A 16,151-nucleotide genomic window follows, 5' to 3' on the forward strand; every position below is an offset into this window, starting at 1 on the left:
ACCCGTTCCCGCGATAAACCTGATCAATGCTAATGCTGCTTCTGATAGAGTCCGATCAGTTCCGCCGTTGCTATAATATGACCTCGCATCGCCTCCTCCAGCTTTGCCTTGGTCGGTCGCTTCAAATCCGGCAACACAGTGTCGAGCGCGTAAAGCTTGAAAAAATATCGGTGATTCCCTATTGGTGGACAGGGCCCGCCATAGCCCGTCCGCTGCCAGTCGTTGAGGCCCTCCTGCGTTCCGGGCGGCAGGTCCCCTGTCGCGATTCCCTCGGGCAATCCGCTGCTGGTAGGTGGAATATTGTACAACACCCAATGCACCCACACTCTCTTGGGCGCAGCGGGATCAGGAGCGTCGGGGTCATCCACGATTAAAGCCAGACTTTTTGTACCGGCAGGAACGTCCGTCAAGAGCAACTCGGGTGACGCATCGTGCCCCTCGCAAGTATGGCGGGTCGGGATGACGCCATTGTGAGGAAACGAGGAAGATATGATGCTCATGGGCATGAATGTTTTCTCCTTTTTCTGCTTTGTTTCCTGCCGGTCTCCAAGCGGGTTGCTTTCCGCCGCTTCAGCCACCCAGCAGACGAGAGCGATTACCGACAGGACAGCAGCTCGTGCCTGCAAGTAGCAACTCAGCCTTGTGCTCATCACGAACGCTATTTGCTATTTGTCAAATAATGGAATTATCCGGCCTTTCACGCCTTCAAGCTTTGGCAGCCGAACCGTCAACACGCCATTCGTGTAGCTCGCCTCCGCTTTGTCGCCTGGCACCTCGCCCGGTAGCGGAATGGCGCGTTGGAACCACCCGTATGCGCGCTCCATCATATGATAAGTGCTGTCGTTGGTAGCCCGCTCGAAGCGCTTTTCACCTTTGAGATAAAGCATATTGCCGTCGACCGTAACCTCAAAGTCCTCCTTTTCCATGCCTGGCGCCTCTACTCGCACTACAATCTCTTTATCCGTTTCCTCGACCTCTCCCGCAAGCAGACTCCAGTTTGGAAAAACCGGATACCGATCCGCTGCCGTGGCTACCTCACGCTTACCGTGGTTAAAGTGGGTTAACGCATCGCTGCTGCGATGGACCAGTTCGCGCCATCCTTCCGCGATGTGATCCAATGTCCGGTTTAACCCTCGGCTGAGATTTCTCTTAGCCTGTTTTAATGAATCCAACATGATCAAGCTCCTTTATCGTTTTTGAATAAACCGCCGCGCCCCTCGGAAAATCGCATGACCAGAAACAACTCTGCCGGGGACGGCACAGACCCGTGATTCTCCGCCCCGGTACAAAGCGGGATGGTCACGGGAAGTACGAGCAGGACGTATGCATTCTAGGGCCGTCGCTGCGTTTCCTTTTGGCGCTGATATGTCACCAGTTTCGAAATCGCCAAAAACTCTTCCGCCAACAGTTCCAGCAAGTCGTCCAGGGTCAACAGACCCACCAGGGCGCCGCTTTCATCCACTACAGGGAGGCGCCTGACGGCCTTACTGCGCATGTATTGGATCGCCTCGAATATACCCACGCTTTCCTTCACCGTAACCAGTTCCTCAAACATGATATCGCCAACCGTAATGACCTTCTGGTCGAGCTCGGTCGCCATGATCTCTACCACCAGATCCCGGTCGGTAACAATTCCGACCGGGAACCGCCGACCGTTACGCTCATCAACAACGACCACATCGCCAACATGATGCTCGCGCATGAGTTTGGCTGCATCCGCGACAGTATCCTCCCGGCCCGAAATGATCACGTTGCGGTTGCAAACTTCACCGATAGGCATAATGCTCTCCATTAAGGGTTACACGTTCGGATACAGGCGATAAAAGTACTCGGGCAGCAATGGGACGGGCCTTGATGCCTGTCGTCTGCCTGTACAGGCAGTTAAAATCAAGCGCTGAAGTCGGAGAATCGCAATTATCAGTTTGGCAGCCAACGGGCGATTCACAGTTCACCTTGCCTCTGAAGCGGAAGATAATCGGAATACGATTGCTTTAAGGCGGACTGGGTTAATCCATAAGACCACGGAACCAGCACTTGAAAGGCGCAAGTTGCAGCAGGCTGAACCGTTGGAAACAATGAAAAACCTGCTGTACCTCGCTCCCCGCATTTAGGATTATTAGCGCTACTTGACCTCAATCCGTCTGGCGCTTGTCCCCTCCTTCTTTGGAAGCGTCAGCTCTAGTATGCCATTCTCATATTTTGCCTCGGCCTTGGTCTCATCCACCTCGCTCGCCAACGTGAAGCTCCGGTAGCTCGATCCTTGGTAAATTTCACGGGCAATTGTTCTTTCGCCTTCTTTTTCCTCTTTTTCCTGCTTGGTCTCGCAACTGATCGTAACCCGATTGCCTTCGACCTGCACCTTGACGTCTTCTTTCTTCACACCCGGGATTTCCGCTCGCACCTTATAGGCCTTGTCGTCTTCGGTTATATCGACCTTGATTGCCGGAGCCTCGCCCTCGATCGACAACGGGCGCATGCCAAAACTCCTGAACAAGTCATCAATATTGGCGAACGGGTCATAGCGGGCGATATCACCCAGAGTAGGGGAACGGCGAACAATATTTGCCATGCTGTTTTCTCCTTTAAAGAAAAATTACATTTGCGTACCTCACCAGTTACGGATTGCTCAGACGGGGCCAACTGGCGGAACGCCAGGTTGTCACACATCCCCTTCCGTTAGCCCATCATCTGCTTCGACTTCACCCACGAGCCAATTGTCGGTTTCATCAGGTGCATAACCATAAGAACGCCGCCGCTCAGCCCGGTAATAAGTTGCGGTGGAAATCATTTGATGGCCCTTTCTACGTTCCAGCCTGACTGTGACAGGAGACGGTGCCGCTATTGACCCGCTTGACATCGACTCATGGATTTGTTCAACACTGCCGTTGCTGCTTGGCTTGCTTTTTTTAACCCTTACGTCGGGTTTGCTTGAGGACCTGCTATCCAAAATTGCGCCTTTGATTATTAGTTGATCGGGTGTGCGGCACTGCTGAGGCCAGCTGCACATCTTCTCTAACGGTTGAACCCACGGATTTTTTAACACCGCATCACGATCATCTCTGTGCGCTATTTAACATTTATATTGACGGAAACGTGGGAACCACAGGGCAGCATCCGCTTACCAACTATCGAGCCTCGCATATCCCCGGACAGTCGGCGCCGCCGCGTTTAGGGTCGCAGTCGTCCGCCGGATCATCCACACAAGTCTTCCCCTGCGGGCACCGAATGCCGGCGATACCGCCGCAAGCTTGCGGTTCCGGTTTTCTGCATTCGCCCTCATACTCGACAGAAACTCCCGCTGCTGCCGCGGTGCATGCGTTCCCGTAGGTTTTCCCATCACAGCCGCAAACCGGCCGAAATTCCCGCGTGCAAATGGTGGGCTTGGTCTTGCACATGCCCTGCGCGTCAGGCATTTTGCATTTGCCCTTACCGAAGTCGCAATACTGCTTCGCATCGGTACATGCCGTGCCCGCAATTCCACCGCACGCAAGAGGCATACTGGCGTCAATGGCCTTGCACTGATCCGTGAGTTCCACATTGAGGAAGGTCCCTGCCTTAGGCCGAATGTCACGCAATCGGTCGACAAAATGGGTAAAGTTGTGCGGCGTCGAGGCGAAACCCGCTTCTGCGCACGCAATCAGGCCGCCTTCTATCGGTACAGGCCCGCCGACCCTGGGACTATAGACGGAAAAGGTGTCTACGGTATCAACCGAGATCGCCTGGCCAACCAGCTTGCGGATCGCGCGCAATGCAGCAACATCCAGCGCCACACCGGTACTACCTACGGTAATATTTACGGCACGATTTGGAGAGTCAACATGGCCTTCACGATGCTCGGCCAAGGCAGTCCCGGCATAAAACAGGATTGCTGCGATCAGCACAAGATTATTTACTTTATTCATTTTCTCTCTTATCTCGCAATGTATGGTCATGCGCTTGAGCTTGGCAGATGTAGCGCTGGCAAGGACGTTTTGCAGCTATTTCTGAAATATAGATAACATTATTCGGAAAGCAAGAATATCCATCCTAGATCGTGCAATTGGCCTCCGGGATTCGACACGGACGGAAACGTCCCATTGTAGTTCGAATAAGAGTGGATGAGGCCAGAGCCAATGACGCGTATGGCTGCCAGGCCCAACCGGGCCAGTTTCCCTTGAGCATAGCGTTCGTCAGGCAACCGGCCGCCGCCTTGTCGGTAGATTTACAAACCGGACGGATAGGTTTCATCAATTTCGCCCGCTCTTTCATGGACGAAAGACGGAAGCGGCTGCACAGCTTCCGTTCTATCGATATGAATCATGAAGTCAAATTGCCGTGGCAGGGAGGAATAGAAGTAGTGGCTGACGCGCTCGGTCTCGGGGCGGTAGATGACCCCTATCGCCCGCTGCAGCCTTTCGTCGCTTAACAGCCCAACAGCTTCACCCGGGGCCCGAAGGTCCAAAAAGAAACGTTTTTTTTCGAGTTGGGAGAAAACGTCTTCGTAACTGTCCGGCAATGGATCCCGGATCTTCTTGGTTTCCGCCGGCCCGTCCCAATCCGTTGCTGCTGTCACCTCGCCACGGCTGGTGGAAAATCCGACATGAAGCGCCTCGGCCCCATACTTTTCTCTGATCAGTTGCCCGATATTGAACTCGCCGCGTCGCCCCATATCGGTCGCCTCAGCATTGCCGATATGGGAATTATGCGCCCAGACAATCACCCGGGAGGGCCGTCCCAGCCGGGTTTCCAGATAATTCGAAAGTTTCTCCAGCGTTTCAAACATATGGTTATCACGCAGGTTCCATGTGTTGGGGCGTCCCCTGAACATGGCGCGGTAGTATTCCTCGGCATTTTTTACCAGCTCGGCATTCTGCTGCGCTGAAAAATACTCGTTTCCGGCAAAAGCGCCATCCCTTTCAGCATAGAGTCGACCCTTGCGTTGCAACTGTACGAGCTGGGTGATCACTTCCCGTTCGCATGAATCCCATCTGCCGGATGCGATTGCATATCCGTAAGCCTGGGGATTCGCAATGAACTGGCCAAAACAGCCATAACGCGCACGGGCCGCCGCGGCCTCCTGGGGATCGATTCTTTCGAGGTAGGCCAGGACCGCGCTCATCGACGTTGTCATGCTGTACAAATCAAGGCCATAAAACCCTACAGGTTCCGCGGCAGATTCCATTCGCTCTTCAAATTTTTTCGTTTGCTGGTTGTAACTCCGCAGCCACGTAACGAAGGCCAGTACTTCGGTATTGCGCCACATCCACACAGGAAAGCGTACAAAATTCGACAGAGCCGCGTCAGCCTCTGCATCATCCGAGCTGCCGAATACGTAACGGTTAACCCGGTACGCGTCCGGCCAGTCGGCCTCGACCGCGACTGCGTCGAACCCCTCTTCAACGATGAGGGACTGGGTAATTTCAGCGCGGATCCGATAAAACTCCGCCGTGCCATGCGTCGCTTCGCCGAGCAAAACGAATTTTTTATTTTTTGCGGCGTTGACCAACGCAAGGAAATCATTGCCTGCGCCTTGAAGAGGCTGCGCAGCCCGTTCCAGCACGTCAATCAGTTTTTGACGTTCATTGAGACTTCGCATATCGTTAACCGCTCCGGTATTCGCCTTATATCGGCGACGAGTAAACCTGGAACCACTCGGCGGCCAGAAGGGCGGCTGCCGCAAGTGTGCCCGGCTCTTCGAAGAGATGCGTGGCGTTCGGCACGCTTTCCAACCTCGCTTCGGTATTCAGTTGTGCCAGCGCCGATTTATTCAGTTCGAGCACTTCAAGATCGTTTTCCCCTACAATAAGAAGGACAGGGGCTATAACTTGAGATAAATAGCTTCCGGCCAAGTCCGGGCGCCCACCTCGCGAAACCACAGCCATGACATTCTCGGGCCGCCGTGCTGCCGCGATCAGCGCGGCGGCGGCTCCGGTACTGGCCCCGAACCAGCCAATTCTGAAATCTTTGGTTTGCGGCTCACGTTGCAACCATGTCGCAATATCGATCAACCGGTCTGCCAGCATTGGAATGTCAAAGCGCAAATGCCGTGTTCGCTCATCGATAATTTCCTCCTCTTCTGTCAGCAGATCAGCAAGCAACGTGGCAAACTTGTACCCGTTGAGCGTTTTTGCGACATATCGGTTTCGGCTGCTGTGACGACTGCTCCCGCTGCCATGTGCGAACGCAACAATTGCTACGGCGCCCTCAGGAATGGTCAAGTCTGCATTCAATACTACGCCCGCGGCAGGGATTTGCACCGCCCGGGTTTCTGGAAAAAGTTCGCTGGTGTGATTGGTTCGCATATCGTCCCTCGGAATCGCATTTCAGTTTTAGGTCATAACAATCGGTTGTAAGCGATAGCGCTGCGTTGAAGTTGCGGCATCCCTGGCCGGCAGGTCGCGGGAAGGCGCTCGTTGCTCCGCAATGACCCTTCCTTCCATCACCTCGCAAAACCGTGCCTCGTGCAGTTGCATTTAGTCACCAGTCTCGCAGAAATTCCATGTGCTTCCGTTCGCTTCCGAACATTTCCCGCTTCCACTACATTTATTAAAAGAGGGGGCAGGAGCGGCAATAACTTAAGTCAATTCCTGATGAGCTAAAATGATATCTACGGGAAATGTTCCAAGCGCCCCGAAGGGAGAGGAGAAAAAATACCGATGAAAACAATCTATCGGATCTATCCGTCAATAGGAATTGCCCGGATAGGAAACAGCGAGGCAAGTTATTTTGTCGGTCCTGAATCTCCCGGGGTTGTCCCGGAAAAACCTCACCGCGACGATTCATCCCCAGGCAAAATTAAGCCGCAAGCAGCCCGATTTCGAGTCTATCAATTCACACGCAATGAGTTTGGTGAAGAAACGCTTGAGCGGGAGGTGACTCCAGATGAGAAAACACATATCAAGTGGAGCGTGCACCTCGTCAATCGCAAAGCGGCCGCGGGTCAGTTTCCTCAGGGAGGCCCGTCGGCGCCACCGCGAAACGACGGCTAGGACCGGGCCGGGTTGGTCATCGACGCGGGCGTGCAAACCCGGTCGGGAAAGAACAAACCACCTCTCACGCTCAGCGGAGATATCAATTTTATTCTGAATGGAAATGTTGAAGGGAGTGAAAGGGTCGTACTCGGCCGTATGCTCACCGACAAGAAGGGGCGCCTGATTGTGGTCGGGGGTCCCGGGAAATCGGCTTCCCCAATTGGTAGCGGCCTTAATAATTTTGCCAACAATGACGGCTGGTACGACGGTGTCTCCGATGGTCCCATAAATGCTGTGGTAGAGCTAACGGGTAACGAGCCAATCCTCGCGGAAGGTAGCGCCTGGGTGGTGATCGGCCCTCCGTCGTATGCGCCCGGCATTGAGAACGTGACCACATGGTATGACCAGGCGCTGAGTGTAAACGCGCGGACTTTTTCCCCGCATCTCATGAAAAAAGTACCCGAACTCCGCCCCTCCAGCATTTGGCCAAAATAATATGCCATACGTGTATAGTGGGCTTGATCCGGACAATCCGCTACAAGGCGAGTTTGCGGCGCTGACAAGCTACCAGTATGCAATGATGGAAAAATGGTTACAGGGCGATTTTTATGCCGTCTGGGTAACAGAACCCACACCCGTTCCTTTGCACGAGCTCTCGCTCGATCAACAACCGGACGCACTGACCCGAGCAACTCTGGAAGGCTGTATCGGTGCACCGTTCTTCCCGGGGATTGAGGTTACTTACGTGATCGCGCAGGTGGCGACCTATGAATCTCCATTCCGTATCAAACATACCCTTCCGCCAGGCTTTCTAACTGAGCGCATGGCGCTTCCCTGGCAAGCCGATTTCCGCATGCGGCCAGTTATAGTGGCCGGCGCAGCGGCCGGTAGATGCGATTACTGCAGCCGGGATTCAGCCCTTCTCCCGCGGCATTCGTGACGGTGACGACGGGTATAACGATATGGTGAGATGGTGGATAGAGCTGGGCTTTGTCGTAAAAAAGGGAGATAAATTCATTGAGGATGAGCGCAACCCGATTCGGGGCGTATCCTGATTGAATGAAGACGTTGTTGCCAGCGGGCCTGGAGGACGAGAACGATTGCGAGGCTCTGGACAAGCGTAAAGCCTGAGCCATGATTCAAGATCGAACACCGGGGACGGCATAATCGAGATGATTCCGGCAAGCGTAACCGTCGGGCTACCTCGGAAGGCATCGACGCTTGAAGTTAACCCTGCGCCTGCTTGAAAACGGAAGGGTCGAGCTGGTATCTCTGGAGCAGCTTATAAAATTCTGTACGATTGCGTTTGGCGAGCCGCGCGGCCTGCGTGACATTGCCCCCCGTAATCTTCAGCACGCGTACCAGGTAATCCCTTTCAAAGCTCTTGCGTGCGTCTTCGAAGGACACGAGGTGCTCTTCTTCATGGTGCATTGCGTCATACACCAATACAGGCGAAATAAGAGGAGCCGTACTCAAGGCAACGCATCGTTCGACCACGTTCATGAGTTGTCTCACGTTTCCGGGCCAGGAGGCGCTTACCAACATTTCCATCGCCTCGGGAGCGAATCCGTTAATATTTTTATTGTACTTTTCTGAAAACGTGCTGAGAAAATAATTCGTGAGCAAGGGGATGTCCTCGCGCCTCTGTGACAATGCAGGAATTGTCAACGCAACCACATCCAACCTGTAATACAGGTCTTCGCGAAAGGTGGTGGCCGCAATTTCCGCCTTAAGGTCCCGGTGCGTGGCAGAAATAATGCGCACATCCACCGTCATCGCTTGAGTGGATCCAACTGGGCGAACCTGCCTTTCCTGTAGGACTCGCAACAACTTGACCTGGAGCAAAAGCGGCATATCCCCGATTTCGTCGAGAAATACTGTCCCCCCCTCGGCTAGCTGGAACAACCCCTTGTGATCTCGGACCGCGCCTGTAAATGCGCCTTTGACATGACCGAAAAGTTCCGATTCAAGTAATTGTTCCGGAATGGCTGCACAATTGATAGCGACAAACGGATGATGGCAGCGTTTGGACGCATCATGGATCGCATGAGCAAATAATTCCTTGCCGACGCCGCTTTCGCCATAGATCAGTACACTTGCATCGCCTTCCGCAACCAGCCCCGCTTTGGTCAGCAGATCCTCCATCACCGCGCTTTGGGTGATGATATTTTTCCTCCACGATGCCTGCGGAGCTTCTTTTTGCTGGTTGCCTCCCGGGACAAGCCGCAGGGCTTGGCTAATGTTGGCTAACAGCGTCTTGCTGTCAAAAGGTTTAGCCAGATACCCAAACACCCCCCGCTGCACCGCTGCCACGGCATCTGGAATCGTCCCGTGCGCTGTTAATATGATCACCGGCAACGTGGGTAACGTACGATGGATGTGGTCAAATAACTGCATGCCATCCATGCCGCTCATCTGCATATCGCTGATGACCAGTTGTGGCCGCGCTACGTCCAGATAGTTGAGCGCTGCCTCCGCGCTTTGCACAGCCTCTGTTTTATATCCGGCAGCGTTTAGCCGAATCACGAGTAATTCAAGCAGATCTGTATCGTCATCAACAATAAGGATTTTTGGCTTCGTATCAGGCATCTTGCAAGCGCTTTTTCAAGGTTCTCTAAGAATAAGGTTTTTTTCCATGCTTTTTATGGCATCGATTTGACTTTGCAGGGTTTCTACGCGTTTCTGCTCGTCTTTAAGTTTTTGCGACAACTCTTCCATTCCGTGGTTTACACGCTGTTGTTCCCCCAGCAGGCTCGCCAACAGGTTTCGGAAGCTTTGCAAACTCGTAGTGGTCTTCGTATCCCGCGGCCACTCATTGAGAAGATTGATAGCCGAATGTAAGTCGCGAAAGGAGCTGTTCGGCAAGATAAGAAGCAATACCAGTCTGGCGCGGTTCACATCGCTTTTATTTTGCGCAAAATTCTGCTTCACTTTTTCGTATACACGGCCGAGATCCGCGGGAGACTGCTTACGCAGGGATTCGTAATACTGCATCATATCATCCATCTGCCCGGTCACAGCAGTCTCAGCCGATGCCTGCGCCGGGGCCACCGTGGCTTGATTTTCCGGCGTTGCCGAATTTTCCCGCGTTGCCGAACAGGCGGTCAACAGCGACCCTGTCATATAGATCGCCGTGCAAAGTAGGATGAATTTCCCGTTAAGCCTACTCATGAATTTCATCCGGATCACGAATCGGCAAGGTAAAACGAAAGTGTGCGCCGACAGCGACTCGCGCCACAAGCTCGATATTGCCCCCATGCGCAAGGGCATACTCACGCGCGATGGATAGCCCCAGCCCAGTGCCCCTCACGTGGCTGTCAAGCACGCGCCGCCCCTGATAAAAAGGCTCGAATATTTTCTCGCGGTCGGCTTCATCCACGCCCGCGCCCGCATCCACAATGTCCAACTGAGCCAGCTCGGCTGTTTTACTTGTCCAAATACGAATGCAGCCACCCGGCGGCGAAAATTTCACCGCGTTCGATAACAGATTGTCCAAGATAATTTTTATTTTCTGTTCGTCGCAGTCGATCACGACCTCCGGGACAGACAGCTCCATTCTCAAGCCCTTGCTCATGATGATAAGGTTCTGGTCTTGTAGCACCGCATCCAGAATTTTAGTCAGATTCGCTTTCTGTTTCACCAGCGCGGCCTTCTCGGCCTGGAGGGCGCTGTAGTTCAGCAAGTCTTCGATACGACGCTGAAGTTGAACACTATTGCTATGGAGTATACGCGCGATGCGCTGCTGTTCTTCGGTCAAATCCCCGACCACCCCTTCCGCAAGCAGATCGGCGCCTTCACGCATGGCGGTAAGCGGCGTCTTGAGTTCGTGGGAAACATGTTGCAGAAATCGGGTCTTCTGCTCTTCGAGCTTTAGCAGTCGCCGCCGCATCCAGTCCAAACGCTCGCCGAAATACACCAGATCCTGCGGTCCATCCACGCGGATGACTTTTGAGAGTTCACCCTGGCCCATATTGCGTATCGCCTCATCAATCTGCCGGATAGGCCGCGCTATCCGCACCGAGAAAGCAAATGCCAGCAAAATTGCAAATGGAATAAGCGCCAGAAGCTGCCACCCAACGGTGAATCGGGCGTACCCCGCCATGTCCTGCATTTCGTCGACCTCCCGTTCAATCAATGCATAACCAACCGTAGCAAAGGTTCGCGCGGAATCTCGCAGAAGCACAAAGCTATCGATAAGATCGCGCAATTGTTCAGGCGACTGTTTTAAAGCGGAGACTTTCTGGAAAATAGAAGCTTCAGATGATTGCAGTTGTGTCAACAATTGCTCCTGCTCAGCATGCAAGGAGAGCTCCAATAGACTCGCTGCGGTGGTTTCGAACTTGTTATGCGCGCGAAAATAGCCTTCCAGCAGGGATGTATCGTGCAGGATGTGCGTTTGCCGCACAGCCCGTTCCATTGTGGCGATTTCGTCCGCCAGCGCCCGGCTGCTGTGTGCAATTTGTGCGGCTTGGTAAACCGCTTTGCGGCTGTGGTCGGCAAGCCGGTCAATGGAAAGCGCGTTGTTGACGAGAGCGATGATGAGCGGCAGACCTACAAGCGCAAAGCCTAGCAGGATCAATTTAAGGAAAGATTGCGGATGACGCCGCATGCGCAACATCGACCCTGCGCCAGACGCGGACTCCTGCCTTGCGGCCTCTGCGCGAGCGGTCATTTAGCTCCTTTGATGCCCCTCCAGCATGAGACGAAGTCTACTAGCCGGGGGTTCACGCTTATGAAATTCATGCTTTAGCGGTTAGAAAACGGATGAGTTGCAAAATTGGTCGAAATCGCGCTGAAGGCCGGAAACTTTTGCCCACTTCTTTCAATCCGCTGTTCGATCGCATATCCGTTCCGGTTATCTTAATTTTTGCTGCCAGCAGGCGCAACGTAGGGTTTGCAATAGTGCTTGGACGGAAACTCCTTGCTTCGGCGGGAATTCATAACCACATCCCCGCCATTTCGGACACACTCCATTATCGATTTATCAAGGCTTGCATAATGCGCATCCGGCTCCGTCCTAGCCGATACCGCCGGTACTTTTTCTTTGATTTTGACGCATGTGTCCGGCTCGCCCGGGACCGGCGGTGCATCTTTCGTCGGTGGCAACGGACACAATTTGCATGGATTCCCAGGGCACAGGCAGCCGTTGCACTCCGCTTTCGCTACCCCCGTCAACGTCGAGAGCAGGATCGCTAGAGTAAGCTGGCCGAATAGCAACAGCGCTCTGCTACACATCGTGTTCATTCATACTCCTCGCTAATCTTCCAGTGTTCGCATTTTAGCAATATGGACACCCTTCAGAGTTTTATTATGCTTGCTCCTTTACGGAAGATGTGGGCCGCAGCGAGATACGCGAGCGGACGCGGCCACGCATCGCTTCACGCGTTCCTCGGCACAAAGGCTCCAGCGAGCGTTATGAATCTTGCTCGGCTAACTCGTTAAAGCAACTTTTTTACATTCTCAGGCGGGCGGCACAGCACTGCCTTATCGCCTCGCAAGACAATAGGTCGCTGAATCAAATCCGGGTTCTCCACCATGACTTTTATCAACTCATCATCTGACAACCCTCCCTCGCCGAGGTCAAGATGACGCGCCAGCGGTTCGTCTCGGCGTAATATTTCGCGTGCGGTCATGCCAAGCTTATCGATCAGCTCGCGCAATCGCTGCGCGGTTAAAGGTATCTCATAATAATTGACGGCTTCGAACTCCGCACCACTTTCTCGCAGAAGCGCGAGCGTTTCACGGCATTTACTGCATGTAGGCTTCTGGTAGACGACCATCGTGTCATTCATGCATTCCTCCTATAATCAAAATCATACTTTGACACAGCAGAATTCCATCTTAAAACAAACCGAAGCGCTCATAGGCGCAATGCCAGATGCGGTCGCTTACTTGCGCTTTTCGTTATCGGGGACGATCTTTTCCAGGACATAACGGGTCATGCTCAAAGCAAGCTCGTGCTCGCCAAGAAACACCTCACCGCCGCTCTCCTTACGCAGCAAGGCCGCCTCTTCTTCGTTATGCGTTCGCACGATAATCTCAATTGGCGGGTTAAGTATACGTGCGATTTCGATCATACGCCTCGCACGTAATGTATCGGGCACCGCTATCACCAGCATGGCCGCCCGCGCTATATGCGCTTGTATAAGCACCGCGGGCTCCGCGGCATCGCCCGCCACGGCGTGGATTCCGCGCTTGCGCAACCCCTCGACTACTTCCCTATTCTGTTCCGCCACAACAAGCGGCATCCCTTTTTTGGCCAATGCTTCGCCAATATAACGGCCGACACGACCATAGCCGACAAGCACCACGTGGCTGGTCACGTAACTTGACGCAACTGTCGTAGGCAGTTCGGCCAGAGGATCGTCTGATCGTTCCAGAAGCAAAGCAAGCTTGGAACGAGCGCGTATCCAGGCTTGCGCTGGCTCAATAATCCTGAATACCAGCGGATTAAGCGTGATCGAGATGAAAGCGCCGGCCAGGATAAGACTTTGCGCCTCAACCGGCAAAAGCCCGAGAGAAACGCCAAGGGCCGCGAGGATAAAGGAGAATTCTCCGATCTGGGCGAGACTCGCTGATACGGTGAGGGCCGTATTAAGCGGATAACGGAAAAGGAGCACGAGAAAAAAGGCCGCCAAGGATTTTCCAACGATGATAATCCCAAGCGTTGCCAGGACCCGAAGCGGCTGTTCTATGAGAACATTTGGGTCAAACAGCATTCCCACCGAAACAAAAAATAGTACCGAAAAAGCGTCCCGTAACGGCAGCGATTCCTGAGCAGCCCGGTGGCTCAAGTCAGACTCGCGCATGACCATTCCGGCGAAAAAAGCACCGAGCGCGAAGGAGACGCCGAAAAGCATTGCCGAACCATAAGCGATGCCTATCGCTACCGCGATAACGCTCAGAATGAAGAGTTCCTGGGAATTCGTGCTGGCGACATGCCAGAGCAGCTTGGGGAAAACACGTTTCCCGACAATAAGCATCAGCGCAACGAATACGGATACTTTGCCAAAGGTGATCAAAAGCGTAGTAAAGAGGTTGGAATCGGATTGATCAGGTGTTGGATGGCCCGGATCCACACCCATCCATCCGGCGAGTGGAGGCAGTAGCACCAAAACCAGGACCATCGCCAAGTCCTCGACGATCAGCCAACCAACCGCAATTGATCCATTGACGGACTTTAGCAGACCGCGTTGTTCAAGCGCCCGTAGCAATACGACCGTGCTGGCAGTGGAAAGCGCGACTCCATATACAATTCCCACGGCAAGATTCCAGCCCCACGAAACAGCAACGATCGCGCCGAAGGCGGTAGCAACCGCAATCTGGACCAGCGCACCTGGCAGAGCAATTCGTCGGACCGCCAGAAGATCATCCAGCGAAAAGTGTAAACCTACGCCGAACATGAGCAGAATTACGCCAATTTCCGCCAGTTGGCCCGATAGCTCCATGTCAGCCACGAAGCCGGGTGTATGGGAACCGAGAATGACGCCTGCCGTGAGATAGCCCAGCAGCACAGGGAGTTTCAGGCGATGAGCGATGAGCCCCATCAGCAGCGCCAGGCCGAGGCTAACAGCAATGGTAGTGATCAGAGTAACGCTGTGAGGCATGTATCTTATAAAACGTTGGGAACTCTATGATAAACGTCGTGGGCGTGACGCATACCGGAGACGAAAGGTGTAAAGGGTATGAAGGTGACCGTATCCTCCTCACTTGGTTACACGTGGTAATCTCAGCCATGCCGTTCGGGAACCGCCACGTCTCAGATTGCCTCAAGCCGAATGCTCGCGGGGCGTCGTCTCATGCGTGTTCGGGCCGAGACGATTCGTTCCGACTCCTGGCTCCTCGATCTACCAGCCAAAAGGAGGCCGGCAAAGTTGTCCGGGCCTGGCGTTAGGGTTCTAAGGGAGTTTCTAGCGGATGATAAACAGCACTCTTACGGCGCTCACCTCTGCGTTTATCCACGCGTCCGCGCCATATATACCTCGGACGTCTCGGCTTATTCCCGATTCTGAACGGCTCCGCTGGACGCACTTAGACATTCCGTAATGCCTCCAGCGGTTCAATATATTTCATACCGAATTCCTGCGCAACAGCCGCATAAGTAATATGACCGCGATGTGTATTCAATCCATACTGCAAGGCGGGAGATTTTCTTACCGCATCCAGTCCTTCATCGGCAAGGAATAGCGTATAACTAGCGGTTTGCGTGTTAAGGGCAAAGGTGCTTGTGCGTGGAACCGCGCTAGGCATATTCGCGACGCAATAATGAACAACGCCGTCTACATCGTAGGTAGGATTGCTATGGGTGGTAGGCCGCGTGGTTTCTACGCAGCCGCCCTGGTCAACTGCTACATCGACAATTACGGAGCCTCTGCGCATATTTGGCAGCATCGCAGCCGTGATCAGCCACGGTGCTCGTCCGCCAGGAATTAAAACCGCGCCAATTACCAGATCGGCATTGTAAACCACCTCTTCAATGTGATAGTCATCGCTGATACGCGTTTGTAATTGGCCCCGATAAATGTCATCCAGATATTTCAGCCGATCATGGTTTATATCCAGCACCGTCACCTGCGCACCGCAGCCTACCGCTACCCGGGCAGCGTTCGTTCCCACAATGCCCCCGCCGAGAATGGCCACGTTGGCCGCGGCGACACCAGGTACTCCTCCCATCAAAACACCGCGGCCACCGTATGTTTTTTGCAGATAGTTGGCGCCGATCTGGGTCGCCATCCGCCCGGCCACTTCGCTCATCGGGGTCAACAGAGGTAGTTTTCCTCCTTCCGTCTGAACCGTTTCGTAAGCTATGGCTGTAACATCGCTCTTCAAAAGAGCGTCGGTGAGAAGTTTGTCCGACGCCAGATGAAGATAAGTGAAAAGAATCAGGTCGCGATGCAGGTACCGATATTCGGCAGCGACAGGCTCCTTGACCTTGACGACCATTTCGGCTGCCCAGACATCTTCGGCGTGAGGAACGATGCTGGCACCCGCTGATTGATACTCCCCATCCGCTAAAAAACTGCCTTCCCCCGCCCCGCTCTGCACCAGCACCTGGTGTCCGTGCCGTGTTAGAGCTCTGACGGTACTCGGCGTCATCCCCACCCGATTTTCGTGATCTTTTGTCTCCTTGGGTAATCCGATCAGCATGAGTTTATTTCTGACGCTTGATAAGCAGAGCAGAACCTTTCATTCAACAGGTTA

General features: G+C 53.7%; 15 protein-coding genes and 1 pseudogene. 2 read left to right on the forward strand and 14 right to left on the reverse strand.

Features of this window, described 5'->3' with window-relative positions; genetic code table 11:
* Positions 1–29: 29 nt before the first annotated feature.
* The 8 genes from C8R31_RS07285 to C8R31_RS07320 all read right to left on the reverse strand — a co-directional run bounded on the left by C8R31_RS07285 (position 30) and on the right by C8R31_RS07320 (position 6,281).
* Positions 30–650 (reverse strand): YbhB/YbcL family Raf kinase inhibitor-like protein, encoded by a 621-nt coding sequence (locus C8R31_RS07285; protein WP_308811261.1) that lies wholly within the window; start codon positions 648–650, stop codon positions 30–32.
* Between the two features lie 15 nt (positions 651–665).
* Complete coding sequence (locus C8R31_RS07290) at positions 666–1,175, reverse strand: Hsp20/alpha crystallin family protein (RefSeq protein WP_107693356.1); 510 nt, start codon at positions 1,173–1,175, stop codon at positions 666–668.
* A 155-nt stretch (positions 1,176–1,330) separates the two neighbouring features.
* Positions 1,331–1,780, reverse strand: a complete 450-nt coding sequence (locus C8R31_RS07295; protein ID WP_107693357.1) for a CBS domain-containing protein — start codon at positions 1,778–1,780, stop codon at positions 1,331–1,333.
* A 342-nt stretch (positions 1,781–2,122) separates the two neighbouring features.
* Positions 2,123–2,569 carry an Hsp20/alpha crystallin family protein gene (locus C8R31_RS07305; protein ID WP_107693359.1) on the reverse strand — a complete coding sequence of 149 codons (447 nt, stop codon included), beginning with the start codon at positions 2,567–2,569 and terminating at the stop codon, positions 2,123–2,125.
* A 90-nt stretch (positions 2,570–2,659) separates the two neighbouring features.
* Positions 2,660–2,788 carry a hypothetical protein gene (locus tag C8R31_RS16530; RefSeq protein WP_258192612.1) on the reverse strand — a complete coding sequence of 43 codons (129 nt, stop codon included), beginning with the start codon at positions 2,786–2,788 and terminating at the stop codon, positions 2,660–2,662.
* A 337-nt stretch (positions 2,789–3,125) separates the two neighbouring features.
* On the reverse strand, positions 3,126–3,902 hold the full coding sequence (locus C8R31_RS07310) for a Kazal-type serine protease inhibitor family protein (protein WP_107693360.1): 777 nt from the start codon (positions 3,900–3,902) through the stop codon (positions 3,126–3,128).
* A 299-nt stretch (positions 3,903–4,201) separates the two neighbouring features.
* Entirely contained in the window at positions 4,202–5,575 is a 1,374-nt protein-coding gene (locus C8R31_RS07315; RefSeq protein ID WP_107693361.1) for an erythromycin esterase family protein, read from the reverse strand.
* A 25-nt stretch (positions 5,576–5,600) separates the two neighbouring features.
* Positions 5,601–6,281, reverse strand: coding sequence for a dienelactone hydrolase family protein (locus C8R31_RS07320; RefSeq protein ID WP_107693362.1), 681 nt, complete (start codon positions 6,279–6,281; stop codon positions 5,601–5,603).
* A 354-nt stretch (positions 6,282–6,635) separates the two neighbouring features.
* Here C8R31_RS07320 and C8R31_RS16535 point away from each other — a divergent pair.
* Both C8R31_RS16535 and C8R31_RS16250 read left to right on the forward strand, forming a co-directional pair.
* Positions 6,636–7,445: pseudogene (locus C8R31_RS16535) on the forward strand (LodA/GoxA family CTQ-dependent oxidase).
* 1 nt (position 7,446) lies between these two features.
* Entirely contained in the window at positions 7,447–7,890 is a 444-nt protein-coding gene (locus C8R31_RS16250; protein ID WP_219907470.1) for a LodA/GoxA family CTQ-dependent oxidase, read from the forward strand.
* Positions 7,891–8,177: 287 nt separating this feature from the next.
* Here C8R31_RS16250 and C8R31_RS07330 read toward each other — a convergent pair whose 3' ends face one another.
* The 6 genes from C8R31_RS07330 to ald all read right to left on the reverse strand — a co-directional run bounded on the left by C8R31_RS07330 (position 8,178) and on the right by ald (position 16,097).
* A complete protein-coding gene (locus C8R31_RS07330) occupies positions 8,178–9,539 on the reverse strand; it encodes a sigma 54-interacting transcriptional regulator (protein WP_107693363.1) in 1,362 nt (453 codons plus the stop codon).
* 15 nt (positions 9,540–9,554) lie between these two features.
* On the reverse strand, positions 9,555–10,121 hold the full coding sequence (locus C8R31_RS07335) for a dihydrolipoamide acyltransferase (protein ID WP_181320488.1): 567 nt from the start codon (positions 10,119–10,121) through the stop codon (positions 9,555–9,557).
* Positions 10,114–11,622 (reverse strand): HAMP domain-containing sensor histidine kinase, encoded by a 1,509-nt coding sequence (locus C8R31_RS07340; protein WP_107693364.1) that lies wholly within the window; start codon positions 11,620–11,622, stop codon positions 10,114–10,116. The genes C8R31_RS07335 and C8R31_RS07340 overlap by 8 nt, the downstream gene beginning before the upstream one ends.
* 766 nt (positions 11,623–12,388) lie before the next feature.
* On the reverse strand, positions 12,389–12,742 hold the full coding sequence (gene arsC, locus C8R31_RS07350; protein ID WP_107693365.1) for an arsenate reductase (glutaredoxin): 354 nt from the start codon (positions 12,740–12,742) through the stop codon (positions 12,389–12,391).
* Positions 12,743–12,838: 96 nt separating this feature from the next.
* Positions 12,839–14,557 (reverse strand): YbaL family putative K(+) efflux transporter, encoded by a 1,719-nt coding sequence (gene ybaL / locus C8R31_RS07355; protein ID WP_107693366.1) that lies wholly within the window; start codon positions 14,555–14,557, stop codon positions 12,839–12,841.
* A gap of 424 nt (positions 14,558–14,981) precedes the next feature.
* Entirely contained in the window at positions 14,982–16,097 is a 1,116-nt protein-coding gene (gene ald / locus C8R31_RS07360; RefSeq protein WP_107693367.1) for an alanine dehydrogenase, read from the reverse strand.
* Positions 16,098–16,151: the final 54 nt, after the last annotated feature.

The sequence above is a fragment of the Nitrosospira sp. Nsp2 genome (assembly GCF_003050965.1).
Lineage (GTDB): Bacteria > Pseudomonadota > Gammaproteobacteria > Burkholderiales > Nitrosomonadaceae > Nitrosospira.

Bases quoted from the DNA above. Each gene is read 5' to 3' on its own strand.
- C8R31_RS07285 (WP_308811261.1), bottom strand. From the start codon at position 650: ATGAGCACAAGGCTGAGTTGCTACTTGCAGGCACGAGCTGCTGTCCTG.
- C8R31_RS07290 (WP_107693356.1), bottom strand. From the start codon at position 1,175: ATGTTGGATTCATTAAAACAGGCTAAGAGAAATCTCAGCCGAGGGTTA.
- C8R31_RS07295 (WP_107693357.1), bottom strand. From the start codon at position 1,780: ATGCCTATCGGTGAAGTTTGCAACCGCAACGTGATCATTTCGGGCCGG.
- C8R31_RS07305 (WP_107693359.1), bottom strand. From the start codon at position 2,569: ATGGCAAATATTGTTCGCCGTTCCCCTACTCTGGGTGATATCGCCCGC.
- C8R31_RS16530 (WP_258192612.1), bottom strand. From the start codon at position 2,788: ATGATTTCCACCGCAACTTATTACCGGGCTGAGCGGCGGCGTTCTTAT.
- C8R31_RS07310 (WP_107693360.1), bottom strand. From the start codon at position 3,902: ATGAATAAAGTAAATAATCTTGTGCTGATCGCAGCAATCCTGTTTTAT.
- C8R31_RS07315 (WP_107693361.1), bottom strand. From the start codon at position 5,575: ATGCGAAGTCTCAATGAACGTCAAAAACTGATTGACGTGCTGGAACGG.
- C8R31_RS07320 (WP_107693362.1), bottom strand. From the start codon at position 6,281: ATGCGAACCAATCACACCAGCGAACTTTTTCCAGAAACCCGGGCGGTG.
- C8R31_RS16250 (WP_219907470.1), top strand. From the start codon at position 7,447: ATGCCATACGTGTATAGTGGGCTTGATCCGGACAATCCGCTACAAGGC.
- C8R31_RS07330 (WP_107693363.1), bottom strand. From the start codon at position 9,539: ATGCCTGATACGAAGCCAAAAATCCTTATTGTTGATGACGATACAGAT.
- C8R31_RS07335 (WP_181320488.1), bottom strand. From the start codon at position 10,121: ATGAGTAGGCTTAACGGGAAATTCATCCTACTTTGCACGGCGATCTAT.
- C8R31_RS07340 (WP_107693364.1), bottom strand. From the start codon at position 11,622: ATGACCGCTCGCGCAGAGGCCGCAAGGCAGGAGTCCGCGTCTGGCGCA.
- arsC (WP_107693365.1), bottom strand. From the start codon at position 12,742: ATGAATGACACGATGGTCGTCTACCAGAAGCCTACATGCAGTAAATGC.
- ybaL (WP_107693366.1), bottom strand. From the start codon at position 14,557: ATGCCTCACAGCGTTACTCTGATCACTACCATTGCTGTTAGCCTCGGC.
- ald (WP_107693367.1), bottom strand. From the start codon at position 16,097: ATGCTGATCGGATTACCCAAGGAGACAAAAGATCACGAAAATCGGGTG.